The sequence below is a fragment of the Oceanicola sp. 22II-s10i genome (genome assembly GCF_002210105.1).
Taxonomy (GTDB): domain Bacteria; phylum Pseudomonadota; class Alphaproteobacteria; order Rhodobacterales; family Rhodobacteraceae; genus Pseudooceanicola.
Genome location: NZ_AQQU01000002.1, coordinates 308,266 through 327,779 on the forward strand (window position 1 = coordinate 308,266; position 19,514 = coordinate 327,779).

20 protein-coding genes are annotated in these 19,514 nt (G+C 68.2%); 11 read left to right on the top strand and 9 right to left on the bottom strand.

Going from position 1 to position 19,514, the window contains the following annotated elements; genetic code table 11:
• The first annotated feature begins 101 nt into the window (after positions 1 to 101).
• From ATO6_RS09490 to glmM, 5 genes are all read left to right on the top strand, one after another.
• The gene (locus ATO6_RS09490) at positions 102 to 2,663 is read left to right on the top strand and encodes a putative PEP-binding protein (protein ID WP_088623748.1); all 2,562 of its coding nucleotides are present in this window, start codon (positions 102 to 104) and stop codon (positions 2,661 to 2,663) included.
• Positions 2,664 to 2,948: 285 nt separating this feature from the next.
• Positions 2,949 to 3,452 carry a cell wall hydrolase gene (locus ATO6_RS09495; protein WP_254919112.1) on the top strand — a complete coding sequence of 168 codons (504 nt, stop codon included), beginning with the start codon at positions 2,949 to 2,951 and terminating at the stop codon, positions 3,450 to 3,452.
• 109 nt (positions 3,453 to 3,561) lie between these two features.
• A complete protein-coding gene (locus ATO6_RS09500; RefSeq protein ID WP_088623750.1) occupies positions 3,562 to 4,482 on the top strand; it encodes a dihydroneopterin aldolase in 921 nt (306 codons plus the stop codon).
• Positions 4,479 to 5,486 (top strand): dihydropteroate synthase, encoded by a 1,008-nt coding sequence (gene folP / locus ATO6_RS09505; protein WP_254919105.1) that lies wholly within the window; start codon positions 4,479 to 4,481, stop codon positions 5,484 to 5,486. Before ATO6_RS09500 ends, folP begins: the two co-directional genes overlap by 4 nt.
• On the top strand, positions 5,476 to 6,816 hold the full coding sequence (gene glmM, locus ATO6_RS09510; protein ID WP_088623752.1) for a phosphoglucosamine mutase: 1,341 nt from the start codon (positions 5,476 to 5,478) through the stop codon (positions 6,814 to 6,816). Before folP ends, glmM begins: the two co-directional genes overlap by 11 nt.
• A gap of 36 nt (positions 6,817 to 6,852) precedes the next feature.
• On the opposite strand, the gene ATO6_RS09515 is transcribed toward glmM, so the two are convergent.
• A complete protein-coding gene (locus ATO6_RS09515; RefSeq protein WP_254919106.1) occupies positions 6,853 to 7,404 on the bottom strand; it encodes a hemerythrin domain-containing protein in 552 nt (183 codons plus the stop codon).
• Between the two features lie 244 nt (positions 7,405 to 7,648).
• On the opposite strand from ATO6_RS09515, the gene ATO6_RS09520 reads away from it, so the two are divergent.
• The gene (locus tag ATO6_RS09520) at positions 7,649 to 7,855 is read left to right on the top strand and encodes a hypothetical protein (protein WP_088623753.1); all 207 of its coding nucleotides are present in this window, start codon (positions 7,649 to 7,651) and stop codon (positions 7,853 to 7,855) included.
• Between the two features lie 44 nt (positions 7,856 to 7,899).
• Here the strand turns inward: ATO6_RS09520 and ilvC are convergent, their stop codons facing one another.
• The gene (ilvC, locus tag ATO6_RS09525; protein WP_088623754.1) at positions 7,900 to 8,922 is read right to left on the bottom strand and encodes a ketol-acid reductoisomerase; all 1,023 of its coding nucleotides are present in this window, start codon (positions 8,920 to 8,922) and stop codon (positions 7,900 to 7,902) included.
• A 154-nt stretch (positions 8,923 to 9,076) separates the two neighbouring features.
• Here ilvC and ATO6_RS09530 point away from each other — a divergent pair, with 154 nt between their 5' ends.
• Positions 9,077 to 9,532 carry an Lrp/AsnC family transcriptional regulator gene (locus ATO6_RS09530; protein WP_088623755.1) on the top strand — a complete coding sequence of 152 codons (456 nt, stop codon included), beginning with the start codon at positions 9,077 to 9,079 and terminating at the stop codon, positions 9,530 to 9,532.
• The gene (locus ATO6_RS09535; protein ID WP_088623756.1) at positions 9,529 to 9,987 is read left to right on the top strand and encodes an Lrp/AsnC family transcriptional regulator; all 459 of its coding nucleotides are present in this window, start codon (positions 9,529 to 9,531) and stop codon (positions 9,985 to 9,987) included. Before ATO6_RS09530 ends, ATO6_RS09535 begins: the two co-directional genes overlap by 4 nt.
• Positions 9,988 to 10,112: 125 nt before the next feature.
• Here ATO6_RS09535 and ATO6_RS09540 read toward each other — a convergent pair whose 3' ends face one another.
• From ATO6_RS09540 to ATO6_RS09550, 3 genes are all read right to left on the bottom strand, one after another.
• On the bottom strand, positions 10,113 to 11,324 hold the full coding sequence (locus ATO6_RS09540; RefSeq protein WP_088623757.1) for a UbiH/UbiF family hydroxylase: 1,212 nt from the start codon (positions 11,322 to 11,324) through the stop codon (positions 10,113 to 10,115).
• An 85-nt stretch (positions 11,325 to 11,409) separates the two neighbouring features.
• On the bottom strand, positions 11,410 to 11,652 hold the full coding sequence (locus ATO6_RS09545) for a hypothetical protein (RefSeq protein ID WP_088623758.1): 243 nt from the start codon (positions 11,650 to 11,652) through the stop codon (positions 11,410 to 11,412).
• 94 nt (positions 11,653 to 11,746) lie between these two features.
• Positions 11,747 to 12,415, bottom strand: a complete 669-nt coding sequence (locus ATO6_RS09550) for a pyrimidine 5'-nucleotidase (protein WP_088623759.1) — start codon at positions 12,413 to 12,415, stop codon at positions 11,747 to 11,749.
• 120 nt (positions 12,416 to 12,535) lie between these two features.
• Between ATO6_RS09550 and ATO6_RS09555 the strand changes: the two genes are divergently transcribed.
• Positions 12,536 to 13,180 carry a GntR family transcriptional regulator gene (locus tag ATO6_RS09555; protein WP_088623760.1) on the top strand — a complete coding sequence of 215 codons (645 nt, stop codon included), beginning with the start codon at positions 12,536 to 12,538 and terminating at the stop codon, positions 13,178 to 13,180.
• On the opposite strand, the gene ATO6_RS09560 is transcribed toward ATO6_RS09555, so the two are convergent.
• A complete protein-coding gene (locus ATO6_RS09560; RefSeq protein WP_088623761.1) occupies positions 13,114 to 15,042 on the bottom strand; it encodes a glycosyltransferase family 2 protein in 1,929 nt (642 codons plus the stop codon). The genes ATO6_RS09555 and ATO6_RS09560 overlap by 67 nt on opposite strands.
• A 118-nt stretch (positions 15,043 to 15,160) precedes the next feature.
• Entirely contained in the window at positions 15,161 to 16,318 is a 1,158-nt protein-coding gene (gene carA, locus ATO6_RS09565) for a glutamine-hydrolyzing carbamoyl-phosphate synthase small subunit (RefSeq protein WP_088623762.1), read from the bottom strand.
• Between the two features lie 185 nt (positions 16,319 to 16,503).
• Here carA and ATO6_RS09570 point away from each other — a divergent pair, with 185 nt between their 5' ends.
• Complete coding sequence (locus ATO6_RS09570; RefSeq protein WP_088623763.1) at positions 16,504 to 16,965, top strand: GatB/YqeY domain-containing protein; 462 nt, start codon at positions 16,504 to 16,506, stop codon at positions 16,963 to 16,965.
• Between the two features lie 113 nt (positions 16,966 to 17,078).
• Entirely contained in the window at positions 17,079 to 17,510 is a 432-nt protein-coding gene (locus tag ATO6_RS09575; RefSeq protein WP_088623764.1) for a cytochrome c family protein, read from the top strand.
• Positions 17,511 to 17,618: 108 nt separating this feature from the next.
• Here ATO6_RS09575 and ATO6_RS09580 read toward each other — a convergent pair whose 3' ends face one another.
• Together ATO6_RS09580 and ATO6_RS09585 are read right to left on the bottom strand one after the other, a co-directional pair.
• Positions 17,619 to 18,449, bottom strand: coding sequence for a class I SAM-dependent methyltransferase (locus ATO6_RS09580; RefSeq protein WP_088623765.1), 831 nt, complete (start codon positions 18,447 to 18,449; stop codon positions 17,619 to 17,621).
• 111 nt (positions 18,450 to 18,560) lie between these two features.
• The gene (locus ATO6_RS09585) at positions 18,561 to 19,514 is read right to left on the bottom strand and encodes a DNA topoisomerase IB (RefSeq protein ID WP_088623766.1); all 954 of its coding nucleotides are present in this window, start codon (positions 19,512 to 19,514) and stop codon (positions 18,561 to 18,563) included.

Sequence of the window (19,514 nt, forward strand, 5' to 3'; positions counted from 1 at the left end):
CGTCCGAAAGGGCGGGGTGACGCATGGGAAGTCCGGAAATCGCGCCTTGCGCGGTGCGCAATCCTGCCTATGCTGCGTCCACTTCCAAGCGGGGTGCCGCAATGCAGCAAAATTCGTCTGACATCTGCCTGATCACACCGACCGCGCCGGTCACCGTCAAACATCACGGTGGCCGCGCCAAATGCCTGCAGCGTCTCGTGCGGCTCGATCTGCCGGTTCCCAAGACCGTCGCGCTGTCGTTCGACGCCGTGCATTCCATCGCACAGGGCGAACGGCTGGACATGAACGCGCTGCTGGAGCCGTTCGGCCCCATGCCGCTGCTCTGCGTGCGCCCGTCCTCCGAGGATCCCGACTGGGGCGGGCCGAGCGCCGTGCTGAACATCGGCCTGAACGACGCCTCCTATGTCGAGCTGAGCGACAGTATCGGGTCCGAGGCCGCGACCCGTCTCTACGCCCGCTTCGTGCAGGCCTTCTCCATTCATGTCGCCCGGCTGGACCCGGACATGTTCGACGGTCTGGAACTGGACGGCATCGACGCGCTCTCCGCCGCGCTGCACGCCTACGAGGAAGAAACCGAAGAGCCGTTCCCGCAGGAACCGGCCGTCCAGCTGGCCGCCGTGCTGCGGTCGATGGCGCGGGCGTGGGAGGGCACCACCGCACGCCTGCTGCGGCAGGCCAAGGGCGCGCCGGCGGATGCCGGTCTGGGCCTCGTCGTGCAGTCAATGGCGCTCGGGCTGGGGCAGGGCGAATGCGGGTCCGGCGTGATCCAGCTTGTCAGCTCGACCACCGGCCTGTCCAAGATCACCGGCCGCTACCGCAGCCAGAGCCAGGGCCGCGAGGCCCTGTCGGGCGAGGCGGGGGCGGTCTATCTGGCGCGTGACCCGCGCGGCCCCTCGCTGGAGGAACTGGCGCCTGAGGCATTCCAGAACCTCATCACCTACACCGAGACGATGCGCGAACGGCTGCGCGAGGAAATGCAGACCGAGTTCACCATCGAGAACGGCAAGGTGCATGTCCTCGACGGCGTCCGCATCCGCCGCTCGTCCCGCGCCGCCGTCCGCATCGCGGTCGCGCTGGCCGAAGAGGGCATCATCCCGCGCGAAGAGGCCGTCCTGCGGGTCGAGCCGCGCGCGCTGAACGAGATGCTGCACCGGCAGGTCGACCCCGAGGCCAAGCGCGACGTGGTCGCACGCGGCATCGCCGCCAGCCCCGGCGCCGCGACCGGGCGCATCGTCTTCACCGCCTCCGCCGCGCAGGCCAGTGCCGCGCGGGACGAACCCTGTATCCTCGTCCGGCGCGAAACCACGCCCGAGGACATCCGCGGGATGCACGCCGCCGTCGGCGTGCTGACCGAACGCGGCGGGATCACCAGCCATGCCGCCGTGATCGGGCGCGGTCTGGGCCTGCCCTGCGTCGTGGGGGCGTCCGATCTGAAGTTCTCGATGCGGGGTGAAAAGATCACCACGCCGGACGGCCGCAGCTTCAAGGCGGGCGACGTCATCACAGTGGACGGCACGCGGGGCGAGGTTCTGGCGGGCGAGACGCCGCTGCTGGAGGCCGCGCAGGACGAGGCGTTCCAGACGCTGATGACATGGGCGGACGAGTTCCGCGACATCGGCGTGCGCGCCAATGCCGACACCCCCGCCGATGCGCAGACCGCGCGCAACTTCAACGCGCAGGGCATCGGGCTGTGCCGGACGGAACACATGTTCTTCGAGGCCGACCGCCTGATCGTGATGCGCGAGATGATCTTTGCCGACACCGCCAAGGACCGGCGCGCGGCGCTGGACCGGCTGCTGCCGATGCAGCGCGCGGATTTCATCGAGCTGTTCCGCATCATGCAGGGCCAGCCGGTCTGCATCCGGCTGTTCGACCCGCCGCTGCACGAATTCCTGCCCTCGGACAAGGTCGGCATCCGCGAACTGGCCGAGGCGCTGTCGCTGCCCCGCTCGGACGTGGAGCACCGGATCGAACAGCTGTCGGAATACAACCCCATGCTGGGGATGCGTGGCGTGCGCCTCGGGATCACGGTGCCCGAGATCTACGAGATGCAGGCCCGCGCCATCTTCGAGGCGACGGTCGCCGCCAGCCGCGAGGGCGATCCGGTGGTGCCCGAGATCATGATCCCGCTGGTCAGCGCCAAGCGCGAGGTCGAGCTGGTCAAGACCCGCATCGACGCCGTCGCCGCCGCCGTGCGGAACGAGACGGGCCGCGACTTCGCCTACCGCCTCGGCGTCATGGTCGAGACGCCGCGCGCCGCGCTCCGGGCGGGCGAGATCGCGCCGCATGCCGCCTTCCTGTCCTTCGGCACCAACGACCTGACCCAGATGACCTACGGCCTGTCGCGCGACGACGCCGGGCGGTTCATGTCCGCCTACGTCCAGCAGGGGGTCTATGCCGAGGATCCGTTCCACGTTCTGGACACCGAAGGTGTTGGCGAATTGCTACGCACCGGCGCTACCAGAGGGCGAGCCGCACGAAAGGATCTTGTGCTTTCGATTTGTGGTGAACACGGCGGAAACCCCGAATCAATCGACTTCTGCAGGCAGGCGGGCTTCGACTATGTGTCCTGTTCCCCCTTCCGCGTACCGGTCGCAAGGCTGGCCGCAGCGCAGTTTGCCCTGCGGGACCGGATGGGTGAAAACCCGGAAAAAATCGTTTGATTATATAACGAACCGGCAACAATTCGCCGCCGCATTCAACCCGCTGGAAAGGGTGTTACCTGCCCTTGGGTGGATCTGAACGACATTTTGGACTAGGCGTGGTCGCCGTGCGCCTTCTGGGGGAGGCGTGAGGTAAGGGATTTTGCTGCTATGTCCATCATACGTGCGGTGCTCATTTTGTGTGCGCTTGCCGGAGTTGTGCGTGCCGAAGAGAGCCCGATCGCTGCGGCCCTCGGTCAGGAGCGTAAGGCGCTCCTCGCGCTTCCGAACAATACGCTCAGCGCCATGCTGAACGCCCCGGCGGGCGATCGGCTGGATATGGGCCGTCCGATTATCGAATATTCCCGCGCATGGCTGTCCAAGCAGCCGCGCGCGACCGGTGACTCCGAATGGGCCTGCCTGGCCGAGGCGCTGTACTTCGAAGCGCGCGGCGAAACGGTGAAGGGCCAGTTCGCGGTGGCCGAGGTCATCATGAACCGCGTCGACAGCCCGGCGTTTCCGAATTCGATCTGCGGGGTGATCCACCAGGGCACCGGGCGCAAGTACGCGTGCCAGTTCACCTACACCTGCGACGGCCATGCCGAGGTGATCGCCGAACCGCGCGCCTATCAGCGCGTGGCCAAGGTCGCCGCCGCGATGGTCGCGGGCGCGCCGCGTGCACTTACCGACGGGGCGACCTACTATCACACCGCCCACGTCTCGCCGTCCTGGGCGCGCAAGTTCGCGCTGACCGCGTCGATCGGCGTGCACCACTTCTATCGCCGCCACGTTCGCGTCTCGTCGAACTGAGCGCATCGACGTCCGCCGGTCGCCGCAAATGGCGGCTGGCCTGCCGCCTTTTGTCCTGATAGGCCGCGCCTGACGTGGCAGGTATGGGTCGCGACAAGGACGGACCGGCATGAGCGACCGCATTTCCCAGGCTTTCGGCCATCCCTACGAACGCGCCGTGGCCCTGTCCGGCGAGGACCCGCTCGACCGGATCTCGCTGCGCGATCACGTGGCCGAGGTCGAGATCGGGGCGTTTCAGGCCGAACGCGGCACGACGCAGCGCCTGCGCTTCAACGTGGTGGTCGAGGTGGCGCGGCCGGACGACGATCTGGCCGACGACGTGGACCGCATCCTGTCCTATGACAAAGTGACCGAGGCGATCGCGGCCGAGCTGCATGCCGAACGCCTGAACCTGCTGGAAACGCTGGCCGAGAACATCGCGCACCGGATCCTGCAGGAGGATCTGGCGGTCCGTGTCTACGTCAGGATCGAGAAGCTGGACCGCGGCCCCGGCGCGCTCGGGGTGGAAATCGTCCGCTCGCACGAGGATGCGCCGCTTGCGGCGGATGAACCGCACGAGGCGGGGCAGCATCCGGTCGTCGTGCATCTGTCGGCTGACGCGGTGATGTCGCCCGCACTCGGCGGCTGGCTGGACCGGCTGGCGGCGGGCGGGGCGCCGGTGATCCTGACCGTGGGCCTGCCGCCCGTGCCTCAGCCCGAAAGTGCGGCGAAGCTGGCGCAGCGGCGGATCGACCTGCTGGCCATCGAACAACAGGCCTGGGTGCTGGCCGGGCGGGATCGGCGCTGCGTGGTGGTGAACACCCGCACCGAACTCGACTGGGCGATGAAGCACGGGCAGATCTCGGTCTGGGCGCCGTCCAAGATCGTGCTCGACGCGCCCGAGGGGCCGCACGGCTCTGTCCGCGACACCGCCGCGCTGGCGGCATGGTTCGCGGGCCTGATGGGCGCGCGGGAACTGGTCGTCGTGGGCGACCGCGCCCCGCTGGCCCCGGTGCCGGTCCGCGCGGTGACGGCGGAGGTCGGGCCTTGAGCGACCTGCTGCGCCCGCTGGCGCAAACGCATACGCCGCGCCCCGCCGAAGCACAGCCGCTGGCAGGCAGCGCGGCGGTCTGGTGGCGCGACGGACTCGCCCTGGGGGGACAGGCGGTGGATGCGTCGGAGACACCTGCCGCGTTCTCGGCCCCCCGCGTGCCGGTCTGCGGCGTGCCGATGGACGGGCCCCGGATCATGGGCATCCTGAACGTCACCCCCGACAGTTTCTCGGATGGGGGCCGGCACCTTGCCCTGACCGATGCCGTGGCCCGCGCCCGCGACATGGCGGCTGAGGCCGCGTTCATCGACATCGGTGGCGAAAGCACCCGCCCCGGCGCGCGCGAGGTGCCCGTGGACGAGGAAATCGCCCGCACCGCCCCGGTGATCCGCGCCATCCGGGCCGAAGGGATCACGACGCCCATCTCGATCGACACCCGCAAGGCCAAGGTGGCCGAGGCCGCGCTGGAGGCGGGGGCGGACATGGTGAACGACGTCACCGCGCTGCGCTACGATCCCGACATGGCGCGGCTGGTGGCCGACAGGGGCGTGCCGGTCTGCCTGATGCATTCGGTCGCCGATCCGGAAACCATGCAGCAGCACGCCCGCTATTCGGACGTGGTGGCCGAGGTGCACGCGCATCTGGCCGAGCGGATTGAGGCGGCCCTGAAGGCCGGTGTCGGCGAGGCATCCATCATCGTCGACCCCGGCATCGGCTTCGGCAAGACGCTGGATCACAACCTCGACCTGCTGCGCAACCTGACCACCCTGCATTCCTTCGGGCTGCCGGTCCTGCTGGGCGCGTCGCGCAAGCGGTTCATCGGGACGCTGAGCGGGGCCGAGGCGGCCGACGCCAGAATGCCGGGATCGCTCGCCGTGGCCTTGCATGGCGCGGCGCAGGGGGTACAAATCCTGCGTGTGCACGACACGGCGGAAACGCGGCAGGCGCTGCTGGTGCAGCAGGCGATCTGGCACGCGGGGGCAGGGCAGGACAATGACTCGTAAACTCTTTGGCACGGACGGCATTCGCGGGCAGGCCAACACCGCCCCGATGACCGCCGACATCGCCCTGCGCATCGGCGCGGCGGCGGGGCGTTACTTCCGCCGCGACGACAGCCGGGCGCACCGGGTGGTGATCGGCAAGGACACGCGCCTGTCGGGCTACATGTTCGAGAACGCGCTGACCGCCGGTCTCACCTCGACCGGCATGAACGTCCTGCTGCTCGGCCCCGTGCCGACCCCGGCGGTCGGGCTGCTGACCGTGTCCATGCGCGCCGACCTCGGCGTCATGATCTCGGCCAGCCACAACCCGGCGGCGGACAACGGGATCAAGTTCTTCGGCCCCGACGGGTTCAAGCTGTCGGACGAGGCCGAGGCCGAGATCGAGGCACTGGTCGCCAGGGGCGTCGAACCCGCACAGGCCCGCAACATAGGCCGCGCCAAGCGGATCGACGAAGGCCGCTTCCGCTACATGGAGCGCCTGAAATCGACCCTGCCGACGGGCATCCGGCTGGACGGGATCAAGGTCGTCGTGGACTGCGCCAACGGCGCCGCCTACCGCACCGCGCCGGACCTGTTGTGGGAGCTCGGCGCCGATGTCGTGCCGCTCGGCACCACGCCGGACGGGTTCAACATCAACGAGAAATGCGGCTCCACCAAGCCCGAGGCGGCGGCGGCGGCGGTGGTCGCGCATGGCGCGGACCTCGGCGTCTGCCTCGACGGGGACGCGGACCGGGTGATCCTGATCGACGAGAACGGCCATATCGCGGACGGCGACCAGGTGATGGCGCTGCTGGCCGCCCGCTGGTCCGAAGAGGGCCGCCTGAGTGGCGGCGCGCTGGTTGCGACGGTGATGTCGAACCTCGGGCTGGAACATTTCCTGCGCGCCCGTGGCCTGCGGCTGGAGCGGACCAAGGTCGGCGACCGCTACGTCGTGGAGCGGATGCGTGCCGGGGGCTTCAACCTCGGCGGCGAACAGTCGGGCCACATCGTGATGACCGACTACGCCACCACCGGCGACGGCCTGATGGCCGCGCTGCAGTTCATCGTGGCGATGGTGAAGAGCGGAAAGCCCGCCTCGGCCCTCGCGCGCCAGTTCGACCGCGTTCCGCAGAAACTGCAGAACGTCCGCTACGCCGCCGGCACCGATCCGCTGTCGACAGACAGCGTCCGCGCCGCGATCAAGTCGGCCGAGGCGCGGCTGGCCAAGAACGGCCGCCTCGTGATCCGCAAGTCGGGGACCGAGCCGCTGATCCGCGTCATGGCCGAGTGCGACGACGAACGGCTGATGGAAGACGTCGTCGCCACACTCTGCGCGGCGGTCGAGGCCGCCTGACACGGTGCGGCAGGGGCCCCTTGAGGGCCCCCGCCGTTATCCGCGCAACCTGTGCTCGAGGATGATCGGCACGACGAGGTCCTCCTCGTCCGCCAGATGCCGGTCGAGCAGCGCCGCGATCGTCGCGGCGTCCTTCTCGACCCCCGGCACCTCGCGCGCGACATCCACCGGCGACAGCTGCGCCAGCTGCACCACCCGGTTGGCCCCGCGCGCGAAACTGTCGAGCGTCGCGTCCAGCGCCTCGTGATCCGCCTCCAGAATGTCCAGCCCGCGCTGCAGCCGCCCCTCGGCCGCGCCGAGCTCCGGGAAGAAGGTGCGGTCCTCCCACGTGTGGTGCCCATGCAGGTTGCGGATCAGGATATGGCCGTATTTCGCCAGCGTGTGCGCATAGGTCCGTTCGTCGATCTCCTTGTCGAGGAACCGCGCGGTGTCCTCCGTGACATAGGAGGCCAGTGTGCGGAACGTGGCATGGGCGCCCATCCAGTTCTGGACGGAGCGGGCGAAGTTCGGGTGATCCGGCCAGGTTTCGCGCGGATGCGCCCGAAGCAGGAACTGCATCTCGTCCGGCAGTCCCTGTCTGAGGGTCACGGTTTCGGTCATCGCCGGGATATGGGGTGCTGCTTTGGTGTTACAACATAACGCCCCGACTGGCGGGGTTGCATCCGATGACTGGCTCCCGCACTGCGGTCATGGCTGTAAATTGAGCAAATTTTCATGATTGCTTGGTAAATACGCTGACAAACACACAACATGTCGCGGAATGACTCGGCGCAAGGGACATCAGGGCGCATGCTTGGGGCAGGGGAGGCCACACCGCACAGGAGACCTGAACATGTGCCTGACCGCCGAAGCCCTGCTGATCTTCCTCAACCTGCTGCCGCCCGAGATCGTGGACCGCGCGCCCGACCGCATCCTCGTCCATGCCGAGGAGCGCACGGCCGTCTGGACGCTGGTCAGCGAAACGCCCAAACAGAAATGGTGCACCGACGCCAAAAAGATCGACGCCGCCTTCCGTCTGAAAGGCGGCGTCGACGCGTGAGTCCGGGGCCGGGGCGGCATCCGGCCGCCCGCAGCGCGTAAAACTCAGTTCTTCGACTTGTCGACCATCTTGCCGGCCGAGATCCAGGGCATCATCGCCCGGAGCTTCTCGCCGACCTGCTCGATCTGGTGCTCGTCGTTCAGGCGGCGGGTGCCCTTGAAGAACGGCTGGCCGACGGCGTTTTCCTGCATGAAGTCACGCACGAACTTGCCGGTCTGGATGTCGCGCAGGATCGCCTTCATCCGGGCCTTGGTCTCGTCGTAGGGCAGGACCCGCGGGCCCGACACGTATTCGCCGTACTCCGCGGTGTTCGAGATCGAGTAGTTCATGTTCGCGATACCGCCTTCGTAGATCAGGTCCACGATCAGCTTCACCTCGTGCAGGCATTCGAAATAGGCCATCTCGGGCTCGTAGCCCGCCTCGACCAGCGTTTCGAAGCCCATGCGGATCAGCTCGACCAGACCACCGCACAGGACGGCCTGCTCGCCGAACAGGTCGGTTTCGCATTCCTCGCGGAAGTTGGTCTCGATGATGCCCGAGCGGCCGCCGCCGATGGCCGAGCAGTAGGACAGGCCCAGCTCCAGCGCCTTGCCCGACGCGTCGTTGTGCACGGCCACGAGGCAGGGCACGCCGCCGCCCTTGGTGTATTCGCCGCGCACGGTGTGGCCGGGGCCCTTGGGCGCCATCATGATGACGTCAACGCCGGGCTTCGGCTCGATCAGGCCGAAATGCACGTTCAGACCGTGGGCAAAGGCGATCGCGGCGCCTTCCTTCAGGTTGTCGTGGACGTATTTCCGATAGGTCTCGGCCTGCAGTTCGTCCGGCATGGTGAACATGATCAGGTCGCACCATGCGGCGGCTTCGGCGATGCCCATGACCTTCAGGCCTTCGCCCTCGGCCTTCTTGGCGGAGGCGGAGCCTTCGCGCAGGGCGACGACGAGGTTCTTGGCGCCGCTGTCGCGCAGGTTCAGGGCGTGGGCGTGGCCCTGGGAGCCATAGCCCAGGATCGCCACTTTCTTGTCCTTGATCAGGTTTATGTCGCAATCGCGGTCGTAATACACGCGCATGGTCTGTTCCTTCCTATGTTGCCACCCTCGACAGGTCCGGGGCGGTTCTGGCGCGCAGGATAGGCGGAATGGCGCGATTTGGTTTGCAATTCTTGAGGAAATACGCGACATAGCGCGAAATCCATTCGCCGGATAGCCATACATGTCAACAATCATGCTCGACGATGCGGACCGCCGCATCCTGCGCCACCTTCAGGCCGATCCCGCCGCGACCTCGGCCGAACTGGCCGACCGCGCGAGCCTGAACGCCGCCACATGCTGGCGCCGCCTCGAACGGCTGCGCGAGGCGGGGGTGATCCGCGGCACCCGCGCGGTGATCGACTGGCGCGCCTTCGGGTGGGAGGTCGAGGTCTCGCTCCGCCTCACCCTCGACAAGACGCAGCCCCGCGCGTTCGACGATTTCCTCGCCGCCGCAAGGCAGGTGCCCGAGGTGCTGGAGATCCAGACCTTCCTCGGCCAGGTCGATGTCCGCCTCGGCCTGATCGCCCGCGACATGGCCCATTACAAGGAGATCTACCGCGACCGCATCCTGACCCTGCCGCATATCACCGATGTCGAGGCGCTGATGCACATCGCGCGCCTCAAGCACGACGAGACCCTGCCGATATGATCGCACTCGACGACCGCGACCGCGCCATCCTGCGCGCGCTCTCCGACGACGCCACCCAGACCGCGGGCGCCCTCGGCCGCCGCCTCGGCCTGTCGCAGCCCGCCACGTGGCGCCGCATCCGCCGCCTCGAAGAGGCCGGCATCCTTGCCGGCCGCCGCGTCGACCTCGACCTCGCGGCCCTCGGCTTCGGCGTCACGGTCTTTCTCGGCGTCAAGATCGCCACCCGTGGCCGCGCCAGCATGGACGATTTCGAACGCGCCGTCTCGGCCATCCCCGAAGTCCAGTCGGTCGAGCACATCCTCGGCCTCTACGACTACCGCCTCCGCGTCACCGCCCGCGACATCGCCGATTTCGAACGCGTCCTGCGCCGCCGGATCATGACCCTGCCGGGCGTCGCCAGCGTCGACGCCAACGTCATGCTCTCCGAAGAACGTCTGCCCGGCCCCCTGGGCTGAGCACAGGTCCCCTGCTTCTTCTGGTCACAAATACTTTGGGGGAGTTCGAGGGGGCAAAGCCCCCTCGTCGGCAGACAAGTAAAGGCGCGCGCCGCAGGCGCACATCTGGATCGCGACCGGGCCGATCAGACTGCGTCGGCCCCGCGCGCACCCAGCCCCATCTGCATCAGCATCTTCCGCACCGGGGCCGAGCCGTAAAGCGCCGCCAGCCCCGCCGCCCGCAAGTCGCGCAAAGGCCGCGCATGGACCTGGCTCGCGCGGTTCAGCGCGTCGATCCCGGTGGCGCGGATCACGACCTCGCGGTGCCGCGCGGCGTGATAGCTCTCCAGCACCGCCGCAGCGCCCGGATCGTCGCGATGCGCGACAACGAGGTCCCGCAACGCCCGCAAATCCCCGAGCGACATGTTCAGCCCCTGTGCGCCGATCGGCGGCACGACATGCGCGGCCTCGGCCATCAGCGCGACGCGCTCGCCGGCCATCCGCTCGGCCACCTGCGTGACGATCGGCCAGACCGCGCGGGGCGTTTCCAGCTTCAGCGGCCCGAGGATTCCGCAGGACCGCTCGAACAGCGCCGCCTCGAAGGCCCCGGTCTCCAGTCCCGCCAGCCGCACAGCTTCCGGCCCGTCCTCCATCCAGACCACGGCCGATGAGGGCCGCCCGTCGCGGTCGGGCAGTGGCACCAGCGTGAACGGCCCGCCGGAGCGGTGGATCTCGGTCGACACGTTCTCGTGCGGGATCGGGTGCGTCACGGCAAAGGCCAGGGCCTTCTGCCCGTAGCGCGTCACCTTCATCCCGATCCCTGCCGCCTCGCGCATCGGCGAGCCGCGGCCGTCGGCGGCGATGACCAGTTTCGTGCGCACGCGCGACCCATCGGACAGCCCGACGCGCGCCTCGGCGGTGCGGGTGAACAGCGACACCGTCGCGCAACCGGGCCGGAAATCCACGTTCGGCAGCGCCTCGATCCGGGCCACCATCTCACGCCGCAGCAGCCAGTTCTGCAGGTTCCAGCCGAAGGGCGCGCCGCCCAGTTCGGCTGAATCGAAATCCCGCACCTGTCGCGCCACCGGCTCCGCGCCGCCCGCATCCACGATCCGCATGATCCGGAGCGGCGCCGCATGGGGCGCCAGCGCAGGCCAGAGCCCGGCATCCTCCAGCAGCGCGCGGGCGGGCTGCAGGTAGGCCGTCGTGCGCATGTCCGCGCCCGCGGCCCCTTCCTCGGTCACCGGCGGGGCGGGGTCGACGCAGAGCACCCGGAACCCCTCGGTCCCGAACAGGCAGGCCGCGGTCAGGCCGGCGGGGCCGCCGCCGGAAATGACGATGTCGAAATGCTGGTCCATCGTGACGCCTCCTGCCGCTCTATCTAGGGCGGCGGCGGGGCGGGCGAAAGCGGCAAAGCGTCCCGGTCGGCGCAGCCGTTCCGTGCTACTTGCCGACCGTGATCAGGATCAGGACCGTGAACATCACCGGGACCAGTGCCAGCGCGATCAGGCTCAGCGCCATGATGCCCCAGGTCTTCACCGCCAGCACCACGAGGGTCAGCAGGATCACCAGCAGATACCAGACGTTGCCCTCGAAATCCGCGTACAGCTCGCGGGCGATGCGGCCGAGGACGGGAAGGCGGTAGAGGATGCCGCGCGGGGCGGCGGGGGCGATGGCGTGGGACATGGGGGCCTCAGGACATAAGATGCAGCCCAGATATGCCTTGGCCGCCCGCGCTCAACGCGACACGGCGCCCCGGCGCGACACCCTGTCGCCTGCGTCAGATGATCCGCGCCAGAAAGCCCGGCAGGTCGTCCGTGTGGTGGTGGATGTGCGGGGCCGGGGCCGCCGCCGGGGCGACATGCACAGTGCGCATCCCCATCTCGTGCGGGGCGGCGAGGTTGCGGGCATCGTCCTCGAACATCGTCGCCCGCTTCGGATCCAGCCCGTCGAGCGCGAAGACCGTGTCGAAGGCCGTCCGGTCCGGTTTGGGATGAAAGCCCGCGTGCTCCACCCCGTAGACCGCGTCGAACAGCCCCGTCAGCCCGCGCGCCTCGATCACCCGTTCCGCATAGGGGCCGCAGCCGTTGGTATAGACGATCTTGCGCCCCGGCAGCGCCCGGATGCGCGCGGCGAGGTCTGGATCGCGGGCCAGACCGGACAGGTCGATCTCGTGCACATGGGTCAGGTAGGGCAGGGGATCGACGTCGTGCAGCCGCATCAGACCGGCCAGCGTCGTGCCGTGGTCGCGCCAGTACTGCCCGCGCAGGCGGTCCGCCTCGTCCCGGTCGACGCCGAGCGTGGTCATCACCCAGTCGGTCATCCGCACCTCGATCTGGTCGAAGAGCCGCGCCTCGGGCGGGTAGAGCGTGTTGTCGAGGTCGAAGACCCAAGTCTCGACATGGGCGAATTGCGGGGCGAGGTCGATGGAGAGCGGCGCGTTGGTCATGGCGCGACACTAGGGGCCGGCACGGGGTGGGACAAGGGTGGGACAAGGCGCCGCTTGCCGAAACCGGCGGGGGGCGTCTACTGTCGCGCGATGAAGGACACGACGGGAAAGCCTCGGGCCATGAAGCCGCAGCAGACGGATGCCTATTCGCTGATCCTCGAGGCGATCGATGTGGGCGACTACAAACCCGGCGACCGGCTGGTGGAAAGCGAACTGGCCGACCGCTTCGGTGTGTCGCGCACCCCGATCCGCGAGGCGCTGCAGCGGCTGGAAACTCAGTCCCTGCTGACCCGCGACGGGCGGTCGCTGATCGTCGCCTCGCTCGATCACAACCAATTGGCCGAGCTTTACGTCGTCCGGGCCGAGCTTGAGGCGCTGGCGGCCAAGCTGGCGGCGCGTCATGCCACGGCCGAGGAGATCCGCGTGCTGTCCGACATGGTCGAGGCCGACCGCGCGCTGCTCGGCGATCCGGGGGCGCTGGCCCGTGCCAACCGGCGGTTCCACAAGCAGGTGCATCTGGCCAGCCACAACCGTTTCCTCGTCCAGCAGCTGGACCTCGTCCACCGGTCGATGGCGCTGCTGGCCACGACATCTCTGGCCGCGCAGGGAAGGGATTCGGTGGCGCTGGCCGAACACGAGGCCATCGTGACCGCCATCGCCAACCGCGACGAGACCGCGGCCGGGGACGCGCTGCGCGATCACATCTCCAAGGCCTTCGTGACCCGGCTCAAGCTCGATTCCGGCGGCGTGTCGCCGGTCGTCTGATCGCCGGCCCCGGTACTGGTCCCGCGCTCGGGCAGGGACAGGCCGTGGCTTGTCTTGTCCCAGTAGAACGGCGCGACGATCAGTTCCGCCAGCGCCTTGCTGGCCGCGATGCAGGTCAGCGGCGCGTAGAACACCATCGTCGGCACCCAGGGCCAGAGGTGCCGGTGTTCCGCCCGGCGGGTGCCGATCAGCGCCAGCCCGAGGTTCAGCGCCTCGGTCACGATGAACAGCAGGCTCAGTCCCGTGATCCAGCCCGTGTCTATCACGCCTTTTGCGGGATGCGGCAGGCCCAGCGAAAGCGCCCAGCCCGACGCGATGATCGGGCCGCAGAAGGCCAGTGACAGGGCTGTCACGAAATGCGCCTGAAAGCCCGCGAACCGCCAGGGGCCGAGGTCACGCAACAGCCGCAGAGGCCGGCGCATGTGGACGAGGTAGGTCACGCAGTAGCCCTTGATCCAGCGCGATCGCTGCCTGATCCAGCGCAGGGGGCGGCAGTTCGCCTCTTCCCGTGTCGTGGTGTCGATGACCTCGGTCCGGTAGCCCATGCGGCAGAGCCGGAAGCCCAGATCGGCATCCTCGGTCACGTTATGCGCGTCCCATGCCCCGACCTCCTCAAGCGGTGCGCGCCGGATGAACAGCGTGGTTCCGCCAAGCGGCAGGCCGAAGCCGAGCCGCCCCATGCCGGGCAGGAGCAGTCGGAACCACGTGTTGTATTCGACCGTAAAGCAGCGCGCGATCCAGTTCTGGCGGGGGTTGTAGTAATCCAGCGCACCCTGCAGGCAGACGACCTCGGGCGGGGCCGCGGCGAAATGGGCGGCGACCTTGAGGATCTGATCCGGATCGGGCGCGTCCTCGGCGTCGTAGATGCCGATGATTTCGCCCCGGCAGAAGTCGAGCGCATGGTTCATCGCGCGCGGCTTTGTCCGGGGCGCGCCGTCAGGCACGGTGACGACGCGGATCCACGGTGGCAGCTGTGCCTCGGCCACGGCCTGTGCCGTGGTTTCGTCCGTTTCCTCCAACACGATCAGGACGTCGAGCCGTCCGCGCGGGTATTCGATCGCCTCCAGCCGGCGGATCAGGTGTTCCGCGATCCGACGTTCGCGATAGAGCGGCACGAGGATGGAGACGAGCGGCAGGCGGATCAGCGGCGGGACCGGCGGCGGAGTGCGGGCCTGTGTGGTCAGCCGGGCGATGGCGGCGGCGGTCTTGAGCGTCATGGCGACGACGAGCGTGACGACGGCCCAGAGGAATATGGCGCCGAATACGGCGCCCGGAGCGACGGCCATCACGCACAGAAGCGCCGCGCAGAAGAGGAGCGCGGCAAGGGCCAGACGGCCGGGCGCATGGCTGCGAAAGCTGAACTCCGGCGCGGGGCGGGCGGCGATGCGCGCGATCATCCGGTCGCGATGCACGGCGGAAAGGTGGTCATGCACGTCCTGGCGCGGGGCAAAGACCAGTCGCACCGGCCCGATATCCTTGCTCAGGATGTCTGTCAGCCGTGACGCGGTTTCGGGATAGGCGGTGGCCAGCGTCAGACCGCGCGCATCCCGCCGCACCGGGACCATCGCGTGACGCAGGCAGTCGCGCAGCGGCAAAAGGCCGGACAGGGCCGGGTCCGGTGGTGTCAGATGCAGCGATATGCGGCTGGTCCCGAGCGCCCGTGCCGCGAGGTCCAGCATCCGGGTTTCGCCAATCCGGCCCGAGGCAAAGAGTTCGCGCAGCGTTGCCGCGTCACCCGGAGCATGGAGTGACGGCGAGGCGGACAGTGCCGCCGATGATTGGGCCTGCATGACAGCAGGGGACGGCGCCGCCCGGTGCAGGCCGTCGTGCCAGTCCAGAGACTCGGGGTCCGACGACGCCAATATACCCTCCTGCCGATACGACGGGAGAGTGCACGGAGTGCATTAATCTGCGGCTAACGACGAGTAAACAAAGGGTTAATCGCCGGGCCGGCGATTAACCTTGCGCGGCGCCTGCGGCTCAGGCCGCCGCGTCCATCGAGGCGACGAAGCGTTCGAACAGGTAGAAGCTGTCCTGCGGGCCGGGGCTCGCCTCGGGGTGATACTGGACCGAGAACACCGGGCGGCCTTCGACACGGATGCCGCAGTTCGATCCGTCGAACAGCGACACGTGCGTTTCCTTGACGCCCTCGGGCAGGGTCTGGCTGTCCACGGCGAACCCGTGGTTCATCGAGGTGATCTCGACCTTGCCGGTCTCCAGATCCTTGACCGGGTGGTTCGCACCGTGGTGGCCGTGGTTCATCTTGACCGTCCGCGCACCGAGCGCCAGCGCCAGCATCTGGTGGCCGAGGCAGATGCCGAAGACGGGCAGGCTGGTCCGCTCCAGCACTTCGCGGATCATCGGGACGGCATATTCGCCGGTCGCCGCCGGGTCGCCGGGGCCGTTCGACAGGAACACGCCCGCCGGGTTGTGCGCCAGAACCTCTTCCGCGGTCGCTGTCGCGGGCAGCACGGTCACTTCGCAGCCCACCGAGGCGAGGCAGCGCAGGATGTTGCGCTTGGCGCCGTAATCCAGCGCGACGACCTTGTGCCGGGCGTTGTCCTGCCGGACGAAGCCCTGCGGCCAGGCCCACCTCATTTCATCCCAGCGATAGGACTGGGCACAGGTCACGCCCTTGGCCAGATCCTTGCCGACGAGGCCGGGGAAGGCGCGGGCGCGGGCGACCAGCGCCTCGAGGTCGAAGTTGCCTTCGGGATCGTGGGCCAGCGCGACGTGCGGCGCGCCCTGCTGGCGGATCGCGCGGGTCAGGCGACGGGTGTCGATGCCGCCGATGGCGATCCGGCCACGCGCGGCCAGCCAGTCGGACAGTCGCCCGGCCGAGCGCCAGTTCGACGGCTCGGTCGGGTCCCACTTGACCACCATGCCGTCCGCGACGGGATCGCCCGTCTCGTCATCCTCGGGGTTCACGCCGACATTGCCGACATGCGGGAAGGTGAAGGTCACGATCTGCCCGGCGTAGGAGGGATCGGTCATGATCTCCTGATACCCGGTCATCGCGGTGTTGAAGCACAGTTCGGCCTGCGTTTCGCCCGTCGCGCCGAAGCCCTTGCCATAGAATATGGTGCCATCGGCCAGTGCGAGGCAGGCGGTCGGTTTCTGTCCGTGGGAAAACGGCATGGGGTGAGTCCTAGCTGGCGGCAAATTGGCGCGAACCTAGTGTCGCAGGCGATAGGGGTCAAGGCTTCAAGGCGCCGTGATGCCGCGTCGCAGCAATAAGCGCTGCTGCCGCACGGGAACAGTTGTTTTGGGACGTGCGTTTGGGTAGAAAGGCATCTTGTCACTCGATCCAGGGGATGGGACCGATGGAATTGCGCACACGGATCAACACGGCCCTCAAGGAGGCCATGAAGGAACGTGTCGCCAAACGGCTGAGCACGCTGCGGCTTATCAATGCAGCAATCAAGGACAAGGACATCGAGGCGCGCGGCGAGGGCCGCGAGGACGGTGTCGGCGATGCCGAAGTACTGGCGATTCTCGGCAAGATGGTGAAGCAGCGCCAGGAAAGCGCGCGCGCCTACGAAGAGGGCGGCCGCATCGACCTCGCCGAGAACGAACTGGGCGAGATCAAGGTGATCGAGGAATTCCTGCCGCGCCAGCTGAACGAGAAAGAGGTCGTCTGCGCCGTGGACAAGGCGATCGCCGAGATCAACGCCGAGACGGTCCGCGACATGGGCCGCGTGATGGGCGTGCTCAAGTCGCGCTACACCGGGCAGATGGACTTCGGCTCAGTCGGGCCGATGGTCAAGTCGCGCCTCTGCGGCTGAGCGCGACGCTCCGGCCGGGCCTGCGACAATTGCGCGGCCCGTCCCACCTGTCGCGCCCCGGTGCCTTCGGCTAGAACGGCGCAGACGCGCTTAATCTGAGTGGAGGAGTCATCATGACCTCGAAATTCGCAGTCACCGCAATCGCCGCCCTCGTCGCCCTGTCCGCCCCGGCCTTCGCCGAGGGCGATGTCGCAAAGGGCGAGAAGGAATTCGGCAAGTGCAAATCCTGCCACACCATCGCCAGCGCCGATGACGTCATCGTCAAGGGTGGCAAGACCGGGCCGAACCTTTATGGCGTGATCGGCCGCACCGCAGGCACGGGCGAAGACTTCAAATACGGTGACGATATCGTTGCCGCCGGTGAAAAGGGCCTCGTCTGGACCGCCGAAAACATCGCCGAATACATGGAGGACCCGAAAGAGTTCCTTCAGGAGTATCTCGGCGACAAGGGCGCGAAGTCCAAGATGACCTTCAAGATGCGGAAGAATCAGGAAGACGTCGCGGCTTACCTCGCCACCGACGCCAACGGCGCCGTCTCGAACTGAGGCGCTGCCGGACACGGGGAACAGGCCGTCCTTCGGGGCGGCCTTTTTCATTGGCCGGGCGCCTGGATCGCCGAGCCGCGATGCAGTGAAAGTCGGCACGTGAGGCGTTCAGCCAGCCTTGCGGGAGACGATCTGGACTGGATGGGTTCGCCGTTCTTCGATGTTGCGGGCGGCGTTGCGTACAATTTGCGGGGCGAGCTTGCCCAGCAGTATGTGCGTGCCGAACACGGGCGCCTGGCCCTTTTCCGCAAGCTCGATGGCGGTTCTGTAGCCCTGCAGGTACTTCTCGCCCGTATCCGTCACCGTGATCCCGGTGAACCCGGCCTTCTCCAATGCGGCCACCGTGTCGTCCGGGCGCATCAGGTAGGCGCCGCTGCCATCCTCGGACCACGGCACGGGGTGATGCGGGTCGCCGGTTTCGCCCAGCCCGTGCTCGGTCAGCGCGAGAAAGGCGCCGGGCTTCAGCACCCTGTGGGCCTCGCGGAAGAACGCGTCCCGGTCCGCGACGTTCATCAGCACATGCTGGCAGTAGCCGCCATCGAACATGGCATCCCCGTAGGGCAGGGCCTGTCCGTCGCCAGTCACGCAGGTCACGGCGCCCGTCATGCCGACAAGAACGCTCAGCTTGTTGGCCGCCTCGACAAACGGGGCGGTGATGTCGACACCGTCCACGTGGCAGTCAAAGCGTTTCGCAATGTAGCGGGCGGGACCGCCAAGTCCGCACCCTATGTCGACCAGCCGGTCGCCGCGCTTTATGGGCAGGGCATCGGCAAGTTCGACCGTGGCGGGGAAGCCGCGGGCGTGGAAATGATCGACGGGCGCCAGCTGTTCGAGCGTCACGGTGTCGGGGTTGATCCCGGCCAGCGCCATCTGATCGAGTATGCGGGCGTATACGTCACCCTTACCCCAGTGGTCCGCAATGGACTGCAAGTCTGTCATCGTACACCTGCCTTTCCGGTCACAGGGTACCATTGTGAGTGAGCCGCAAGAATATCCCGGAATGTGTCAGGTCGCACGCCTCGGGCCGCGTTCAACGCTCCGCGGACCGACTTACTCCAGAAACCGCAACAGAGCCGATTCCGTGCGGCTGAGCCCCCGGCGGGGACGGGCCAGCCGGAACCGCTCGCCGCTGCCGGCGAGGTCGATGACATCGGGGTGGATGTAGCTGGTCCGGCACACCGCCTGCGTATTCGCCAGCCGATCCGAGGCCGCGCCGGTCATTGCGGCGATGGTGCCCTCGGGATCGTCCAAATGCGCCTCGAACGCGGCGAGGGTGCCGGCCCATGTGCGGAAGGACTTGGCCGTGAACCCGGCATCCCCACCGATCCGGGCGAGGTAGGCGTTCAGAGAACCGGAGCCCACGCTGCGCACCGTGCCATCCTCCGCGACCCAGGTGAACAGCTCTGCCCCCGGCAGGTCGCGCGCCTTTTGCAGAGCCTTCTGCAGGCGCCGGGACCGGATGACCTGACGTTGGCGGCGGCCGCCCTTGGCGGTGTAGCTCAGGTGCAGCACGCCGTCCTTCACCCGCAGGTGGCGGCGGCGCAGGGTGGTGGCGCCGTATGTGCCGTTCTCCTCGGCATAGGCTTCGGTGCCCACGCGGATTGCCAGCCGGTCGATCAGCATCAGGGCCGCCGCGTGGGCAAAGTCCATGTCGCCGGGCGGTTCGCGCAGATCGCGTTTCAGCGCCTCGCGGATGCGGGGCAGGGTGGCCCCGAACTCGGCCAGCCGGTCATACTTGGCGGCGGACCGCTGCGCGGACCAGTCGGGATGATAGCGATACTGCTTGCGCAGCCGCGCGTCGAAACCGGTTGCCATCAGGTGCCCGTTCTCGCGCGGGGACATCCAGACCTTGTCATAGGCGGGGGGCACCGCCATCGCCTCCAGCCGCTGCCGCTCGGGCCCGCGGTCGATCCGGGTGCCGTCCGGCGCGGTGTAGCTGAACCCGCGCCCGCAGCGGCGGCGCGAGATGCCGGGGCGGGTGTCGGGATAGAACACGAGGCCCAT